Source organism: Stenotrophomonas sp. YJH_SMC_40 (assembly GCF_059368615.1).
Window position 1 is genome coordinate 1 of sequence record NZ_JCAFRX010000013.1, and the last position, 16,928, is coordinate 16,928.

Consider the following 16,928-nt stretch of genomic DNA (forward strand, 5'->3'; position numbering starts at 1 on the left):
ACTCGGACGGATCGCATCCGCCGCGGATGCAGGTGTTCTGTTTTGTTCGCTGGCGGCGGGTGCAGGCTGGGTAGTGCCGGCCGCTGGCCGGCAATCCGCAATGGACGGAGCAGCCGGCCAGCGGCCGGCTCTACCACTCGGTCGGATCGCATCCGGCGCGGATGCAGGTGTTCTGTTTTGCTCGTTGGCGGCCGGGTGCAGGCCGGCTCTATCACTTCAGTGCCGCTGTGCCAGCAGCAGGTGGAAGTGCTTTTCTCGGGTCTGGCCGTCATTGCCGGCTGCGGATTCGCGGTGGCTGCGCCAGGCCGAGACGCGGAAGCCCGATACCCGCAGCGCCAGCTCCACCGCGTCCAGCTCATGCAGCTGGAAGTCGGCGGCGAATGGCAGGCTGCGCATGAAGCTGGCATCGCCGAAGGCCAGGCACAGGCGGCCGCCCCGGCGCAGCACCCGCGCCAGTTCGTCCAGCACCGGGGCCAGGTTCGGCCAGAAGTACAGGGTGTTGACCGCCAGCGCGGCATCCATCGCGGCATCGGCGACCGGCAGTGCATGGGCGTCGCCGTGTCGCATCGCCGCACGTTCGGCCACCCCGGCGTCGGCCAGCCGCTGGTTGCCGGCCTCGACCATGGCCGTGGACAGCTCGATGCCCAGATAGTGGCTGTCGGTGGCCTGCAGCATCAGTGGCGCGAAGGCCGCATTGCCCGGGCCGACCTCCAGGACCCGTTCGCCGGCGCCGACGGCCAGCAGCCCGATTGCGGCCAGGTTGAGTGCGCCGTTGCTGCGGTTCATCGAGTCGGCCACCGCCAGCGCGGCCTCGCCGTGGGGCTGCCGCAGCTGTGCGGCCAGGGTGGGAGCATCCAGCATCATCATCGTCCGTTGCAGAGTTTCGGACGTGGCGGCGGCGGGTCCGCCGGTGACCATAGCGCCGACCCTGTGGCTTGGGAAGTAGGGAAACCCCGCTTCCGGGTGATGAGGAAATGTCCAGCGTCGCAGTCGGTGAGATCTGGTTGTCCACAGGGGGTGTGGATTACGCGTGGGCAACTTTGTGGATAAGCCGCGACAGGCGCCACCCCCCTAGGCTGTCAAGATGGGTGGTGAAAAATTCACCGCTGGTGAGGGCAGGTGAGGGAGCGGTGAAGGCGGGTCCTGCCAGTGCTGTCGCCAGCGGCGGCGCTCGCGGTAACCTGTGGGCCTTGATGCTCCGTGAGACCCCATGAAACGTCACTTCTCGATGCTGCGCGAATTCCAGCTGGCCGACTGGTTCACCCTGGCCAATGCTTTCTGCGGCACCGGTGCGGTCTTTGCCGCGATGCGCTTCCTGCAGGACGGCGAGCGTGGCTACCTGCTGTTCGGCATGGCGTTGATCCCGCTGGCCTTCATCTTCGACGCGCTCGACGGGCGCATCGCGCGCTGGCGCAAGTCCAGTTCCACCCTGGGCCGCGAGCTGGACTCGCTGTCGGACGTGATCTCCTTCGGCGTGGCGCCGGCGGCGCTGGCCTATGCCTGCGGCATGCAGGGCGGCTGGGACTGGCTGGTGCTGAGCTACTTCGTCTGCTGCGGTGTCAGCCGCCTGGCACGCTACAACGTCACTGCCGAGGCGCTGGCCGGCGACGAGGGCAAGGTCACGTATTTCGAGGGCACCCCGATCCCGACCAGCCTGGTGCTGGTGATCGTACTGGCGATTGCCGCCGGTACCGATGCCATCGGCCAGAACATCTGGTTCGGCCAGTGGCAGATCGGCCCGTGGCAGCTGCACCCGATGGTGCTGTTGTTCGCCCTGTCCGGGTCGCTGATGATCAGCAAGACCCTGCGTATCCCCAAGCCATGAGCCAGCCCTGCGGAGGCCTGCGATGACCAGCTCGGCCCACGACGCCGGCAGCAGCGATTTCGAAACGCTGGCGCGGCAGTACTTCGGTGCCTGGGGCGATGCGCTGCGCCACGCGAGCACGCCCGGTGCACCGGCCGGCGGCGACCCCGGCAGCTGGCAACGGCTGTTCGACTGGTGGAGCCAACTGTTGCCCGAACAGGGGCAGGGCGCCCCGGAAGATGCCGTGCGCCGTTTCCGGGAACAGGCCGGCAGCTGGTACGGCACCATGCAGGAAGTGGCCGCGCGTTTCGCCGGCCGCGATGCCAGCAGCGCCGAGGTGGCCCAGGCCTGGCGCGAGGCGGTGCAGGGGCAAGGCGACGGTATGCTGCAGTGGATGCTGCAGGGCGCCCGTGGCAGCACCCACGCCGGCGCCACCGTGCCCGACTTCGCCGCATGGCTGCAGCAGTTCCAGCTGCAGGCGGGCCCGTGGCTGCAGAGCCCGGCGTTCGGCCCCGGCCGCGAGCACCAGGCGCGCTGGCAGGCCCTGCTGCGGGCGCAGGAGGAGTACCAGCAGCATTCGCGCGCCTACGTTGATCAGATCAGGCAGGCGTTGGACGAGGCCTTCGCGTTGTTCGAGCAGCGTCTGGCCGAGCACGAACAGCCCGGCAGCCAGTTGACCAGCGCCCGCGCGATGTTCGACCTGTGGATCGAAGTGGCCGAGGAGGCCTACGCCAAGGTCGCCATGTCCGAACCGTTCCAGCAGGTGTACGCCTCGCTGGGCAACGCGCAGATGCGCCTGCGCGCCGGCCTGCAGCGCGAGGTGGAACAGATGAGTGAGCGTATCGGCCTGCCGACCCGCAGCGAGATGGACGCCGCGCATCGCCGTATTGCCGAACTGGAGCGCAGCCTGCGTCGCCTGCAGGCGCAGGTGGCGGTGCTGGCGGGGACCGCCGCGGTCGATCCGGTGTCGCAGCCGGCACCGGCGAAGGTGAAGCCGGCCGCGCGCAAAGCCGCGAAGAAGGCCGCGCCGGCGAAGAAGGCGCCTGCAAAGAAGGTGTCTGCGAAGAAGGCTGCGTCTCGCGCTTCCACTCGGGCGCGTGACCGATGAAAGGACCGCTGGGCTTCAACGCCGATGACCTGATGCAGGAAACCCTGGCCATGCAGCGCAAGCTGATGGAAGGGCTGAAGCTGCTGCCGCAGGTGGAAGACGTGGACTATGGCGTGACCGCGCGCGAGGAAGTCTGGCGTGACGGCAAGGTGGTGCTGTACCGCTTCGTCGGCGAACAGGCACCGACCCGGCGCACGCCGCTGCTGATCGTCTACGCGCTGGTCAACCGGCCGTACATGGTCGACCTGCAGGCCGACCGTTCGCTGGTGCAGAAGCTGCTGGCGCTGGGCCAGGACGTGTACGTGCTGGACTGGGGCTACCCGGACCGGTCCGAACGCTTCCAGACCCTGGAGGACTACCTGCTGCGCTACATCGACGGCGCGGTCGATGCGCTGCGTGCGCGCAGTGGTGGCCCGGTGGACCTGCTGGGTATCTGCCAGGGCGGCGTGTTCGCACTCTGCTACGCCGCGCTGCGCCGGCAGAAGCTGGGCAAGCTGATCACCATGGTCACCCCGGTCGACTTCCAGACGGCTGACAACATGCTCTCGCATTGGGCGCGGCAGGTGGACGTGGACCTGCTGGTCGACACGCTGGGCAACATCCCGGCCGACCTGATGAATGCCAGTTACCTGATGCTCAAGCCATTCCGCCTGAACGTGCAGAAGTACGTCGGCCTGCTCGACATCCTCGATGACAAGGCCGCGCTGGAGGATTTCCTGCGCATGGAGAAGTGGATCTTCGATTCACCGGACCTGGCGGGCGAGGCGTTCCGCGATTTCATCAAGCAGTTCTACCAGGGCAATGGGCTGGTGAACGGCACGGTGCGGATCGGCGAGGAAGCGGTGGATCTGTCGCAGGTGACGCTGCCGGTGCTGAACATCTATGCCGAGCAGGACCATCTGGTGCCGCCGGATGCCTCGCGCGCGATGCGCGGGCGTTTGGGCACGGACGACTACACCGAGTCCAGTTTCCGTGGTGGGCATATTGGTATCTACGTTTCCGGCCGCGCGCAGCGCGAAGTACCGGCCACGATCGATGGCTGGTTGAAGGCGCGCGATCTGTAGAGTCAAGCCATGCTCGACTGACTTGGGGGTGATGATGTACCGGATTTTGTTGATTCTTACGGCACTGCTGACAGCACCACTTGCCCACGCCGCACCCAGTACGGATGCACGCCGGGAGATCGCCCAGCTGATCGCCAGCCTGGATGGCTCCCAGTGCCGTTTCCAGCGCAATGGCAGCTGGTACGACGGCAGCGACGCGCGCGCGCACCTGCAGCGCAAGTACGATTACCTGCTGAAAAAGGGCATGGTGGACAGCGCCGAGCAGTTCATCGAGCGCGCTGCCAGCCAGAGCAGCATGAGTGGCAAACCCTACCGCATCCAGTGTCCGGGGCAGCCTGAACAGACCGCAGCCGCCTGGTTCGGCGCACGCCTGCAGGCCCTGCGCCACCGCACGCCGTAGACATGGGGGCAGTGTAGAGTCGAGCCATGTTCGACTGCCTTGTCCGTTTCCCGGAGCTGCCGCCATGAACACCACGCCCAAAACGCTGTCGCGTTCATTGAACGACCGCATGATTGCCGGCGTGATGGGCGGCATTGCCCATCGCTTCGGCTGGAATGCGACCCTGCTGCGGGTGATCTACGTGCTGGTTTCGCTGGCCTCCGCCGCCTTCCCTGGCATCCTGGTCTACCTGATCCTGTGGCTCCTGATCCCCAACGAGGCCGATTGAAGACTGGAGCAACGCCCTGGCTGATCTGGCTGCGCGCGCTGCAGGTGCTGGGCGCGGTGTGGACGTCACCCAATTCTCTGCTCGGCGTGATCGGCGGCTTGGCCGGCATGCTCGGCGGCGCGACATTGCGCTGGAGCGGCCGTGACTGCGCGCTGGTGTTCGACCGCTGGCCGTGGGGGCCAGGCGGGGCGATCACTCTGGGGAACGTGATCCTGCATACCGGCCATGACCTGGGCATTTCCTGCCGCACCTATGCGCATCAGGCAGGGTGGGGCGTGGAGCCGCTGATCCGGCTGGATGATCACGAACGGGCGCACGTGTACCAGTACATGGTGCTGGGCCCGCTGTACCTGCCGGTGTACCTGCTGTGCGGCGGGGTGAGTGCGCGCAATCCGTTCGAACGGGCGGCCGATCATTTCGCCCGGTTCGGGCGTGGCTGGTGGCCGTAGTTTCCAGCCAACGGCGCAGCCCCTCGTGGGTGGTCGCGGAATGCGTTTCATGCGATTGGGCCGGGCGGGGTGGGTTCGCGGGACACGCCGTGAACCCGTCCCTGGGGGCTCGATGGCGCCATCCATGGCGCCAACGGTCCCGCGAACCCACCCCGCCCGGCCCATGACAGTTTCCGTGCGCGTCCAGCCACGGAGAAGAAATAGAACAGCAGAAGCGGGTCGCGCGCTGCGCTTGCTCGCGAGCGGGGCATGGCTTGGCTTGGCTGGTCTCTACAGGAAGCAACAAATCAGCCGGCCAAGCCGTTTTTGCTTTTGATCTTCTTTTTTCTTTTCCGTGGGGGGAGGCAGGCATCAGGAACCTGTCAGCGGCCGGGAGGGTGGGTGGGGCGGGGTGTCCGCGGCATGGATGCCGCGGCCAAGCCCCCAAGGACGGGTTCACGGCGTCCCCGCACTACCCACCCTCCCGGCCAGCCCCCGGGAAACCAGCTTTCCGCGAACAACCAAACCACCACGAGGGGCTGCGCCGTTGGCGGGAATCCCCCACGGATTCGTTAGCCGGAAGTTAAAGATCCGTAAGCATTCTGCTGCGATCCCGCAGTCATCTGCATGCAACCGATCGTCATTAGCCTTCGTGACGTTCCAGTCAGGTTCGACGCGGTAAGCTCTCCCTCGATGAGCTCGCAGCATCGTTCATCGAGTGCAGTACGCAGTAGCAATTTGGAGGAATACATCACATGGCAATCGTTCTTTATGTCGGTGGTAGCAAGGATGGCGAGAAGGGCGTGGTGCCCTACGGCTTCAGCAAATCCCGCGCCGACACCGCGCTGGGGCCGGAGTTCTACACGGAGCGGTTCATGGAACTGCAGGGTGTCGGCAAGGTCCGCCTGATGGCCCTGGAAGGCATGCGTGACGAGATCGTCATGCAGCGCGCCGCCCGCCACTACCGCTGACCTTCGCAACACGCGGCAGGGCGCGCCCACCATCGCGCGCCCGCGCCGGCATCCCAGCCCAGGGCCAGTCCGAGCCCTCTCTCCGCCAGGATGCCGGCGTCCACTCCGGCCCCGCCGCTGAACCTCGCCCCCTGTCAATGCCTTGTCCGGCTCCGTCGTGGATTGCCAGAATGGGATCTTCCCGTACCGCGGCACAGACCTGAAGCAATGCACGACGCCAAGAACGCCCAGAGCGCGCTCGCCCAGCAGATCGCCCAGACCATCGCCGACGAGATCGGTGCCCAGTCCGCCCAGGTGCGCGCCGCCGTCGGCCTGCTCGACGAGGGCGCCAGCGTTCCGTTCATCGCGCGCTACCGCAAGGAAGTGACCGGGGGCCTGGACGACACCCAGCTGCGCAATGTGGAAACCCGGCTGACCTACCTGCGCGAGCTGGAGGAGCGCCGTGCGGCGGTGCTGGCCAGCATCGGCGAGCAGGGCAAGCTCAGCGACGAGCTGCGCAACGACATCCTGGCCGCCGACACCAAGAGCCGGCTGGAAGACCTGTACCTGCCGTACAAGCCCAAGCGCCGTACCCGCGCCCAGATCGCCCGCGAGGCCGGTCTGGAGCCGCTGGCCGATGGACTGCTGGCCGACCCCACGCAGGATCCGCAGGCCTTCGCCGCCGCCTTCGTCAACACCGACAAGGGCGTGGCCGACACCAAGGCCGCGCTGGAAGGTGCGCGCGCGATCCTGATGGAGCGCTGGGGCGAGGACGCCGCGCTGGTCGGCGAGCTGCGCACCTGGCTGGGAGAGACCGGCGTGATCCGTGCCCGCGTGGCCGAGGGCAAGGAAACCGAAGGCGCCAAGTACCGCGACTATTTCGAACATGCCGAATCTCTGGCGAAGATTCCTTCGCACCGGTTGCTGGCGCTGTTCCGCGCGCGCCGCGAAGAGATCCTGTTCCTGGAACTGGACCCGGGCAGCGATGCCGAGGCCGGCCACCAGTACGCCGAAGGCCGCGTGGCGCGCAGGGCCGGCATCGCCGACCGGGGCCGCGCCGCCGATCGCTGGCTGCTGGACGCCTGCCGCCTGACCTGGCGCGCCAAGCTGCACACCCATCTGCTGCTGGACCTGTTCAACCAGGCCCGCGAGAAGGCCGAGGCTGAGGCCATCGCGGTGTTCGGCGACAACCTGAAGGATCTGCTGCTGGCCGCACCGGCGGGCCCGAAGACCGTGCTTGGGCTGGACCCGGGCATCCGCACCGGCTGCAAGATCGCCGTGGTCGATGCCACAGGCAAGCTGGTGGCCACCGACACCATCTACCCGCATGAGCCACGTCGCCAGTGGGACCAGTCGGTGCAGACGATCAAGCAACTGTGCGCCAAGCACAACGTTGAACTGATCGCGATCGGCAACGGCACCGCCAGCCGCGAAACCGACAAGCTGGCCGGCGAAGCGATCAAGGCTGCCGCCAACCCGAAGCTGCAGAAGGTCGTGGTCAGCGAGGCGGGCGCCTCGGTGTACTCGGCCTCCGAGTTCGCGGCCAAGGAGTTCCCGGGGCTGGACGTGTCGCTGCGTGGCGCGGTGTCGATCGCGCGTCGCCTGCAGGACCCGCTGGCCGAACTGGTCAAGATCGAACCCAAGGCGATCGGTGTCGGCCAGTACCAGCACGATGTGGACCAGTACCGGCTGGCACGGGCGCTGGATGCGCGCGTGGAGGACTGCGTGAACGCTGTGGGCGTGTACGTGAACACCGCATCGGCCGCGCTGCTGTCGCGGGTGTCCGGCCTGTCGGCCACGGTGGCCGAGAACATCGTGCGCCATCGTGACGAGAACGGCCCGTTCAAGCGCCGCAAGGATCTGCTGAAGGTCGCGCGCCTGGGCGAGAAGACCTTCGAACAGTGCGCCGGCTTCCTGCGCATCGCCGACGGCGACCAGCCGCTGGATGCTTCGGCGGTGCACCCCGAAGCCTATCCGGTGGTCGAGCGCATCGTGGCCAGCACCGCACGCCCGATCAAGGCGCTGATCGGTGATGGCAGCTTCCTGCGTGGCCTGAAGGCCGAGCAGTTCACCGATGACACCTTCGGCTTGCCGACCGTGCGCGACATCCTGAAGGAACTGGAGAAGCCGGGCCGCGACCCGCGTCCGGAGTTCAAGGCTGCGCGCTTCGCCGAAGGCGTGGAGGACATCAAGGACCTGCGCGAAGGCATGGTGCTGGAAGGCGTGGTGAGCAACGTGGCGGCCTTCGGTGCCTTCGTCGATATCGGCGTGCACCAGGACGGCCTGATCCACATTTCGGCGCTGTCCGACACCTTCGTGAAGGACCCGCGTGACGTGGTCAAGGCTGGCGATATCGTCAAGGTGAAGGTGCTGGAGGTGGACGTGGCGCGCAAGCGCATTGCCCTGACCCGGCGCCTGGACGATACCCCCGGGCAGGCCACCAGCCGCCCGGGCCAGCGTGATGAGCGCGGCCATGGGCAGGGTCCACGCCGGGATGCAGGCGGCCAGAACCGCGGGCCGATCCGGGGCCAGGGCAATGGCGGCCGTCCCGCCGCGTCCGCGCCCCTGGCCAACAACGCCCTGGCCGAGGCCTTCGCCCGCGCCAAGCGTAGTTGAGGACCGTGTTCCCCGTCACGCTTGATTCGTGGCGGGGGACTTGTCGATTTTCCCCGTGATTGCGCACACTTGCGCTTGAGGGGAGGCGTCCGGCCACCCCGCTGTCGCTGGGGAGGGCCATGACGCCAGCAGGACCCGTCGTCTTCGTTGAGGTCTGCAGCGTCGCGCTGCGGCCGCTGCCTGCCTGCGCGGGCCGGGGGCAGCGGTGATGGCGGGCCAGGGCACCAACGGCAACGGGTTGCTGGAGCGCCGCCTGCAGGCGCTGGCCGAAGAGCGTCGGCGGCTGGCGATGATCATCGATGGCACCGCCGCGGGCACCTGGGAATGGAACGTGCAGAACGGCGAGATGCGGGTCAACGCGCGCTGGGCCGAGATTGTCGGTTACCGCCTGGAAGAGCTGGAGCCGGTCTGCCAGAAGACCTTCCTGAAGCTGGTCCATCCCGATGACATAGCGCTGTCGGACGCGGCACTGGACGAGCATTTCGAGGGGCGCACCGACAACTACGCGTGCCTGCTGCGGATGCGCCACAAGAATGGCCAGTGGATATGGATCCAGGACCGTGGCCGCGTCTTCGAATGGGACGCGCAGGGCAAGCCATTGTGGATGGCCGGCGCGCATGCCGACGTGACCGAGCTGCAGCAGGCCCGACAGGATGCGGCCGAAACACGGCAACGCCTGCAGGCCGTGGTCGATGCCTCCGACGAGGTGGCGGTGATCGCCACCGATATCGATGGCACCATCACCCTGTTCAACACGGGCGCGCAACGCCTGCTGGGCTACAGCGCGGCGGATGTGGTCGGCCAGCGCCGGCTGGATGCCTTCCACGATCCGCAGGAACTGAATGCCTGGCTGCGACCGCTGGCCGATGCCGATGGCCAACTGCCAGATGTGTTCGAGGCACTCAGTGCGCGTGCCGATGGCCAGACCTATTCGCGGCAATGGACGCTGCTGCGCAAGGACGGCCAGCCACGCCAGGTACGCCTCTCGATCAGCCGCATGGACGGTGCCGACGGTGTACGCATCGGCTATGTCGGGATGGCCATCGACATCACCGAGATCCTGCAGGCGAGGGCCGAAGCGCGCTTGTCCGCGGAGAAGTTCGCCGGTGCGTTCACCTCGGCTGCGCTGGGCATGGCGCTGGTGTCACTGGAAGGGCGATGGCTGGACGTCAACGATGCGCTGTGCCGGATCCTCGGCTATCCGCGGGAAGAGCTGCTGCAGGTGGATTTCCAGCGTCTCACCCATCCTGATGACCTGCAGACCGACCTGGCCCTGGTGCAGGACCTGCTGGCCGGGCGTCGCAGCCACTACCACCTGGAAAAGCGCTATCTCGATCGCGATGGCAAGGTCATCTGGGCCCGATTGTCGGTCTCGCTGGTGCGCAACGAGCATGGCGAGCCGTTGCATTTCGTGTCGCAGATCCAGGACATCACCGCCCAGCGCAGCAGCGAGCAGCGGCTTTTCGAGAGCGAACAGCGCAGCCGCATCACCCTGGATGCCGTGGCCGACCTGGTGCTGAGCGTCAGCCTCGATGGCCGTATCGATTACGCCAATGCCGCTGCAGTACGCATGTTGGCCGGCGATGGCGCGTTGTCGCTGGCCGGACACAAGGTGCAGGATGTGCTGGCGCTGACCACCGAATACGCGCCGGGTTCGGTGCTGGACGTGTCGGTACTGCTGGATCCGGACAGCAATGCGGTCGACCTGCATGCCGACCTGCTGCTGCGCCTGGGTGCCGCCACGGTGCCGGTGGACCTGACCCGCGCCTGGTTGCGCGATGACGAGGGCCACGTGCGAGGCGCGGTCTGGGTGCTGCGCGACGATACCCAGCAGCGTGCCCGCCAGCGCGAGGCGCGTCATCTGGCCGAGATCGATCCGCTGACCGAACTGAGCAACCGCCGTGGCTTCGAGGTGCATCTGCAGCAGGCGATCACCCGTGTTGAACGTACCGGCCAGGCCGCGTCGCTGATGTACATCGATCTGGATCGGTTCAAGCCGATCAACGATACCTGGGGCCATCTGGCTGGCGATGCGGTGCTCTGGGCGGTGGCCAGCGTTCTGCGTCACGGGGTGCGCGATTCGGATGTGGTGGCGCGGCTGGGCGGCGATGAGTTCGCGGTGATCCTGTCCGGTTGCACGCCGCGTCGTGCAGCGCGCATTGGCGGCGAGCTGCTGCACACCCTGGCGTCGCTGTCGATTCCGTGGGACCAGGACCGGTTGCGGGTAGGGGCCAGCATCGGCATCGCGCCGCTGGCCGGGGGGATGAGCGTGGATCAGGCGGTGGCCGCGGCCGATGCCCAGTGTTACCGGGCCAAGGCGATGGGCCGCAACAACGTGCAGGTGCAGGGCGAGGCCAGTGAGCTGCCGGGCGATGATTCCGAGGTCGTCGAGGGCTGATCTCAGCCTGTGAGAGGGCGGGCGCAAATACTGCGCGCACATCCTCTCTTACAGGTGATTCCATGAATGTCTGCAACCCGATGGCGGTGCGTGCCTACGCCCCGGCGATGGTTGGCTGGTGCCTGGCCCTGGCGGCCGGGCTCCGGCTGGAGGAGGTGCGTGAGGACCGTCTCGCCCAGGCAATGTTGCCGGTGCTGCAGGCGAGCGTGGTGGCGCTGCTGGCCCTCACCCTGGCGTGCACGGTGGCGGCCAGCCTGGTGCTGTGGCGGCACAGACGCCGGGATCACCGTCGCGTTGATGCCGGCACTACAGAGGCGCAGCATCCATCAGCAGGAACCGGCATGGCGCGCGCTGGAAGGCATTGATCTGCGGCACCAGCCGCTGGAAATGTTCGCTGGCGCAGTGGATGTCCAGGGCGGCGCGGTCCGGCCATTGCTCGATGAAGACGAAGTGCCCGGGATCCTTCTGGTCCACGAACAGTTCATAGCCAAGGCAGAGCGGCTCGCGCTGCGTGCACGCGACCAGTTCCCGGTACAGCGGAAGCACGGTGTCCACGGCATCGGGATGGATGAAGTCTTCGGCGATGACCTTGAGCATGCAGGCGCCTCTGGATGGGGCCCTGCAGGATAGTGCCGGTGGGTGGCCGGCACCCATCCCGTCAACGCAATACTGCGTCTGCACTGACCAGCTGCACATCGTGCATCTGGTTGAGGTAGGCCTCGTAGTAGCCCTTGTGCGAGGCACCGACGATGGTCAGCATGCGGGTGCCCGGGTGCTGGCCGAGCACGTCGCGCATGTTGGCGACCATGCGCAGGTTGCGGGTTTCCCAGTAGCCCACGTAGTTGCGGCCGAAGCCTTCCGGCGAGGGTTCCACGAGCGTCGCGCCGAAATCGCTGTTGAAGGCCAGCATCGCGGCCTCGGGTGCGTTGTAGGCGCGATACATCGCGAGCAACCCATCCGGTCGAGCAAGATTGGCTTCCAGTCGTTCATCGGCCGCCCTGCGCGCTTTGACGAAGGAATTGTCCCAGGCACCGCGTATGGCGGCAGCGTAGGCCTTCTGCTGCGATTCCGGTGTAGGCGAATCCGCAGTGTGGTCGTCGACTGCCCACAGCCGCTCCAGCCCCAGGCGCGCGGCGAGGACGCCGGCCACCAGGCCGGCCTCGTTGCGGCGCGCCATGCGCGTGTCGAGGAACCGCACCAGTTCCGGTGTCAGGCTATCCGAAGCACGTCGCTCTTCCCTGGGCAGCCGCAGCCATTGGACGACTGCCGAGCTGCTCTCGCCCGCAGCCAGGAACACTGCGGCCAGTCGGCGTCGCTGGGCGGCGGTTGGCGCCTTCGGCCAATCCGCAAGCAGGCGTTCCATCTCCACGTTGGCGCTGGGCACGTCCAGGCCGGTGGCGGCCTGCGCCGGTGCCGGATCGACGCAGTAGTCCGCTACGCTCTCGGCGTATCGGGCTGGATTGCGGCGCATGAAGTCACACTGCAGGCCGGACAGGTTCTCTACCGCGATCGCGGTGGGCCGCCAGGCTTCCAGGCGCTGCAGCAGAGGTTCCAGCATCGCCGGCGTGAAGGTCTCCGGCAGGCCGGACAGGTGCGGGCTGCCCAGCACCAGCACTTCGTTCGGGCGCCCTGCGGGCGGTCCCTTCAGCTGGTCCGGGTGGAAGGCCGGTCGATAGGCGGTGTCGTTGGCCAGCGCGCTGCTGCTGCACACGGCCAGGAAGAGAAGGCTGGCAAAGCGAGGGAACATGCGATCTCCATGTCGATGAGCATCCTGCGGGACCTTCATGCTGGTCATATTCTCCTGCCGCGGAATCCCGCATTGGTCATGTAAACCTTTTTGCCTTGAGCTGCATCCTTCTGCTGAGCGATGCTGTACCCAGCGCCCAGGCAATGCAGAACATGACGTCCGACGACTGGACCATCGACAGCCCGCGGCTGCACCTCCGGCCGTTCACGCCCCGGTGTATTCCTTGGCCTGGCAGGCCTGCATCGAGCCCGTGACGCAGAACCCGAACTGGGCATCTGGATCGCAGAAATGATGCATGGGCACGGCTATGGTCGCGAAGCCGTGGCGGCGGTGTGGTCGGCCGCCTCAGGGCGCCTGCGCTGTGCTGCGTTCCGCTATCCGGTGGCCGAGCAGAACCGGTCCAGCCGTTCCCTCGCTGAGTCCCTCGGGGGACTGCCTGTAGCACGTGAGCAGGGCGTGAAGTACACGGCAATCGTCTACCGCATTCCGGCTGCAATGCACGGAGTTGCGACGGACGTCGCGGAATCCCGCTAAAGCGGCTGACGGCATCGCCGATACTCCCTCTGGATCCCGCTCCAGTCACCCGCCGCAGGACCCCAGGCTGCCCCCGATGGGCGGTCCGCGCAGTGTGTTCCGCCGCTCCCAGATGCCGATCGCACCCGCAGCAGACGTTCTTGGCAGTCGCTCGAGAGGTGCCGTTGGCACCTGTAGTCCCTGGCAACTGATGTTGCCGCCGGGCATCCCGCCCGTCGGGTCACAACCGCTTACCGGACACCGAGGATCAGACAATGCTTATTCCAGGCTTCACGGCAGGCGCGCAGGCGCCGGCCGAGCTGCACACCCGTTGGTCGCCGTGGCGTGCGCTGCTTGGCGTACTGGCGCCGCAGCAACGCACCGGCACAGAGAAGGCGATGACCGACCGCACCGAGCTGGAAGCGCAGGTGGCCGCGCTGCATCGCGTGCAGGCCGTCATCGAGTTCGCGCTCGACGGCACCATCCTGCAGGCCAATGACAATTTCCTGCAGGCGATGGGCTACCGGCTGGAGGAGATCCAGGGCAAGCATCATTCCGTGTTCGTCGACCCCGAGCTGGCGCGCAGCGCCGAATACCGCGACTTCTGGGCGCGCTTGGGGCGCGGCGAATACGACGCCGGACAGTACCGCCGCTTCGGCAAGGGCCAGCGCGAGATCTGGATCCAGGCCTCGTACAACCCGGTACTGGACCGCCAGGGGCGGCCGTACAAGGTGGTCAAGTTCGCGACCGACATCACCGCGCAGAAGCTGCAGGCGGCCGACTCGGCGGGGCAACTGGCCGCGATCACCAAGTCGCAGGCGGTGATCGAGTTCAGCATGGATGGCCGCATCCTGTCGGCCAATGACAATTTCCTGGCCGCCACCGGCTACAGCCTGGACGAAGTGCGCGGGCAGCACCATTCGTTGTTTGTCGAGCCCGAGCATCGCAGCAGCATCGAATATCGCCAGTTCTGGGAGAAACTGGGGCGCGGCGAATACGACGCCGGCCAGTATCGGCGCCTTGGCAAAGGCGGGCGTGAGGTCTGGATCCAGGCATCCTACAACCCGATCCTGGACCTCAATGGCAAGCCGTTCAAGGTCGTCAAGTACGCCACCGACATCACCGCGCAGGTGCATGAAAACCAGGCCATGCAGCGCGCGGTGGCGCAGACCCGCGAGGTGGTGGCCGCGGCCAAGCAGGGCGATCTGACCCAGCGCGTGGCCACCGCCGACAAGAATGGCTCGATCGCCGAACTGTGCGAAGGCGTGAATTCGCTGGTCGAGGCGATGGCCGCGATCATCGGCCAGATCAAGTTCGCCGCGGACACCATCGCGGTCGGCGCGACTGAAATCGCACAGGGCAACAGCGACCTCTCGCAGCGCACCGAGCAGCAGGCGGCTTCGCTCGAGGAAACCGCGGTGTCGATGAAGGGCCTGGCCGAGACCGTGCAGCGCACCGCCACCAACGCGCGCCAGGCGAGCCAGCTGGCCGGTGGAGCCGCCGATGTCGCTGCGCGCGGCGGCAGTGTGGTGCATGAGGTGGTCGAGACGATGGCGGTGATCAATGCCTCGTCGCGGCGCATCGTCGACATCATCGGGGTGATCGACGGCATCGCCTTCCAGACCAACATTCTCGCGCTGAACGCAGCGGTGGAGGCGGCGCGTGCCGGTGAACACGGCCGTGGATTTGCCGTGGTTGCCACCGAGATCCGCGAGCTGTCGCAGCGTTCGGCCAGCGCAGCGAAGGAGATCAAGCACCTGATCGATGAGTCGGTTGCCAATGTGGGTGCCGGTACGGCGCAGGTTGAGAGCGCGGGCCGCACCATGGACGAGATCGTGACCAACGTGCGCCGGGTGAGCGACCTGATGACCGAAATCAGCACTGCCTCGCAGCAGCAGAGCGACGACATCCAGCAGATGAACCATGCCGTCGATCTGATCGACCAGGGCACCCAGCAGAACGCGGCCCTGGTCGAGGAGGCGTCGGCGGCAGCACGCAGCATGGAAGAGCAGTCGGCGCAGCTGCTGCAGACGGTGGCCAGCTTCCGCTTGCAGGGCGGTGCCGGGCACCGGCACGGAGCGGCGGCGCTGCATGCGGTCTAGGCGCGGCGACCGGACTGTTCTTCCTTGGTTTCGGTCTCGCCGCGTACGCAGTTGCGACCGGCATGCTTGGCGCGATACAGGGCCTGGTCGGCGCGTTCGACCAGGCCGCGCGGATCGCCGTCTTCGCCGGGTGCCTGCCAGGCCACGCCGATGCTGATGGTGACGGTGGCCACGGGGGCGGGCAGGGCTGCGGCTTCGACCGAAGCGCGCAGCCGTTCGCCCAGGCCCAGGGCGTGGGTGGCATCGGGCGAGGGCAGGGCGGCGATGAACTCTTCGCCGCCATAGCGGGCCAGCAGATCGTCGCCCCGTTGCAGGCAGCCATCGAGGATGCCGGCGACGGCACGCAGGCGCCGATCACCTTCCGGGTGGCCGTAGGTGTCGTTCAGCCGTTTGAAGTGGTCGATGTCGATCATCAGTACCGCCAGGCCCTGGTCCTGGCGGCGCGCGCGGCGGTGGGCCCGATCCAGCGATTCATCGAAGCTGCGCCGGTTGCCCAGTCCGGTCAGCGGATCGCGCCGCGCCAGCGTTTCCAGTTCATCGCGCTGGCGCTGGATCTCGATCTGGCTCAGCACGCTGCGCAGCGCATAGCCGAGCAGGGAGCCGATGAAGCCGACCGTGGCCAGGGTCGGCTGCAGGCGCGCGACCAGAAGCGCCACCAGCATCAGCAGCAAGGGCAGCATCAGTGGTACGCCGGCATCGACGATGCGCCGCAGGCTGCGGGATACCTCCACTGCCGGGCAGCGACGATGGCTGCCCGCCAGGGTGGCCAGCAGCACGAACAGTCCACTGATCAGCAGGTCGCCCCAATTGCCGTCGGGCACCTGCGGCTGATAGGTATTGATGTAGAAGGCCAGCAGGAAGTAGCCCAGCGCGTAGATCGTCAGCGTCCGGAAAAAATCGCGGCGGTCCGGATCGTCCTCGGCCAGGAAACGGATCAGTGCGAAGCAGAACACCAGGCTGTTCTGCACGCCGCTCATGGTGTTCAGGCACTGCGTCCACAAGGCGGTGTTCAGCGGCGCCATGGCCCGCGCATGCAGGTAGTACAGCAGCCAAAGCAGGGCAATGATCCCGAGGTCCACCGCACGGATGTAGCGGTTCCCGCCGCCCGGGCTTGCAGCGACGTAGGTCAGGGGGATCCGGTAGAACACGTACAGGATCAGTGTTGAGGCGGTCATCTGCGCAGGGGCGAGGCCGGCCACATTGCGGTACAGCAGCGCCAGCAGCGCGAGAGAGAACAGGCCGACGGCCGCGCCGAGCAGTCGCCACTGGCAGGCCGCCTGGCTGACACGTGCACGCCGTACGCAGGCCAGTGCAGCCAGCAGCGGGGCGGTGATCAGCATCAGGTAGGAGCCGACCGGGTCCTGCGGGCCGACAAAGGCAATGACGAGCGCGTGCGTGACGAGAAAAAACAGTGCAGCACGCAACGTCATGCAGTCCCCCACCCCCGGATCCGGCGGGATCACGATAGGCAGATGTACGTGAGGCTGGCAAGAAAAGTGTGCACTACGTCTTGCGGCAACCCTGTCAACG

Annotated in this window: 16 protein-coding genes; 12 read left to right on the top strand and 4 right to left on the bottom strand. The window is 67.0% G+C overall.

The window, feature by feature from the left end; all coding sequences use genetic code 11:
* Window positions 1-216: 216 nt before the first annotated feature.
* Complete coding sequence (locus tag AC5P6X_RS19525) at window positions 217-867, bottom strand: class I SAM-dependent methyltransferase (RefSeq protein ID WP_049449956.1); 651 nt, start codon at window positions 865-867, stop codon at window positions 217-219.
* Between the two features lie 343 nt (window positions 868-1,210).
* On the opposite strand from AC5P6X_RS19525, the gene AC5P6X_RS19530 reads away from it, so the two are divergent.
* The 10 genes from AC5P6X_RS19530 (at window position 1,211) to AC5P6X_RS19575 (ending at window position 11,401) form a co-directional block, all read left to right on the top strand.
* The gene (locus tag AC5P6X_RS19530) at window positions 1,211-1,825 is read left to right on the top strand and encodes a CDP-alcohol phosphatidyltransferase family protein (RefSeq protein ID WP_014647547.1); all 615 of its coding nucleotides are present in this window, start codon (window positions 1,211-1,213) and stop codon (window positions 1,823-1,825) included.
* A gap of 22 nt (window positions 1,826-1,847) precedes the next feature.
* Window positions 1,848-2,912 carry a class III poly(R)-hydroxyalkanoic acid synthase subunit PhaE gene (gene phaE / locus AC5P6X_RS19535; protein WP_049449955.1) on the top strand — a complete coding sequence of 355 codons (1,065 nt, stop codon included), beginning with the start codon at window positions 1,848-1,850 and terminating at the stop codon, window positions 2,910-2,912.
* Window positions 2,909-3,976, top strand: coding sequence for a class III poly(R)-hydroxyalkanoic acid synthase subunit PhaC (gene phaC, locus AC5P6X_RS19540; protein WP_005410089.1), 1,068 nt, complete (start codon window positions 2,909-2,911; stop codon window positions 3,974-3,976). Before phaE ends, phaC begins: the two co-directional genes overlap by 4 nt.
* A gap of 31 nt (window positions 3,977-4,007) precedes the next feature.
* Complete coding sequence (locus AC5P6X_RS19545; RefSeq protein ID WP_088436213.1) at window positions 4,008-4,376, top strand: YfeK family protein; 369 nt, start codon at window positions 4,008-4,010, stop codon at window positions 4,374-4,376.
* 64 nt (window positions 4,377-4,440) lie between these two features.
* Window positions 4,441-4,644, top strand: coding sequence for a PspC domain-containing protein (locus tag AC5P6X_RS19550; RefSeq protein ID WP_005410087.1), 204 nt, complete (start codon window positions 4,441-4,443; stop codon window positions 4,642-4,644).
* Window positions 4,641-5,093, top strand: coding sequence for a hypothetical protein (locus AC5P6X_RS19555; protein ID WP_149501209.1), 453 nt, complete (start codon window positions 4,641-4,643; stop codon window positions 5,091-5,093). The genes AC5P6X_RS19550 and AC5P6X_RS19555 overlap by 4 nt, the downstream gene beginning before the upstream one ends.
* A 734-nt stretch (window positions 5,094-5,827) precedes the next feature.
* On the top strand, window positions 5,828-6,043 hold the full coding sequence (locus AC5P6X_RS19560) for a hypothetical protein (RefSeq protein ID WP_005410085.1): 216 nt from the start codon (window positions 5,828-5,830) through the stop codon (window positions 6,041-6,043).
* Between the two features lie 207 nt (window positions 6,044-6,250).
* Window positions 6,251-8,638 carry a Tex family protein gene (locus AC5P6X_RS19565; RefSeq protein ID WP_329756999.1) on the top strand — a complete coding sequence of 796 codons (2,388 nt, stop codon included), beginning with the start codon at window positions 6,251-6,253 and terminating at the stop codon, window positions 8,636-8,638.
* A 208-nt stretch (window positions 8,639-8,846) separates the two neighbouring features.
* A complete protein-coding gene (locus AC5P6X_RS19570) occupies window positions 8,847-11,036 on the top strand; it encodes a PAS domain S-box protein (RefSeq protein WP_005410083.1) in 2,190 nt (729 codons plus the stop codon).
* 62 nt (window positions 11,037-11,098) lie between these two features.
* Window positions 11,099-11,401 (top strand): hypothetical protein, encoded by a 303-nt coding sequence (locus tag AC5P6X_RS19575; RefSeq protein WP_080353056.1) that lies wholly within the window; start codon window positions 11,099-11,101, stop codon window positions 11,399-11,401.
* On the opposite strand, the gene AC5P6X_RS19580 is transcribed toward AC5P6X_RS19575, so the two are convergent.
* The gene (locus AC5P6X_RS19580; protein WP_005410081.1) at window positions 11,343-11,633 is read right to left on the bottom strand and encodes a putative quinol monooxygenase; all 291 of its coding nucleotides are present in this window, start codon (window positions 11,631-11,633) and stop codon (window positions 11,343-11,345) included. The genes AC5P6X_RS19575 and AC5P6X_RS19580 overlap by 59 nt on opposite strands.
* A gap of 61 nt (window positions 11,634-11,694) precedes the next feature.
* Complete coding sequence (locus AC5P6X_RS19585) at window positions 11,695-12,783, bottom strand: DUF5694 domain-containing protein (RefSeq protein ID WP_049448872.1); 1,089 nt, start codon at window positions 12,781-12,783, stop codon at window positions 11,695-11,697.
* 273 nt (window positions 12,784-13,056) lie between these two features.
* Between AC5P6X_RS19585 and AC5P6X_RS19590 the strand changes: the two genes are divergently transcribed.
* Window positions 13,057-13,317: a GNAT family N-acetyltransferase gene (locus AC5P6X_RS19590; protein WP_322888701.1), complete on the top strand. Its 261-nt coding sequence runs from the start codon at window positions 13,057-13,059 to the stop codon at window positions 13,315-13,317.
* 254 nt (window positions 13,318-13,571) lie between these two features.
* Window positions 13,572-15,398 (top strand): methyl-accepting chemotaxis protein, encoded by a 1,827-nt coding sequence (locus AC5P6X_RS19595; RefSeq protein ID WP_088436255.1) that lies wholly within the window; start codon window positions 13,572-13,574, stop codon window positions 15,396-15,398.
* Here AC5P6X_RS19595 and AC5P6X_RS19600 read toward each other — a convergent pair.
* Window positions 15,395-16,828 carry a GGDEF domain-containing protein gene (locus AC5P6X_RS19600; protein ID WP_088436254.1) on the bottom strand — a complete coding sequence of 478 codons (1,434 nt, stop codon included), beginning with the start codon at window positions 16,826-16,828 and terminating at the stop codon, window positions 15,395-15,397. The genes AC5P6X_RS19595 and AC5P6X_RS19600 overlap by 4 nt on opposite strands.
* Window positions 16,829-16,928 lie beyond the last annotated feature (100 nt).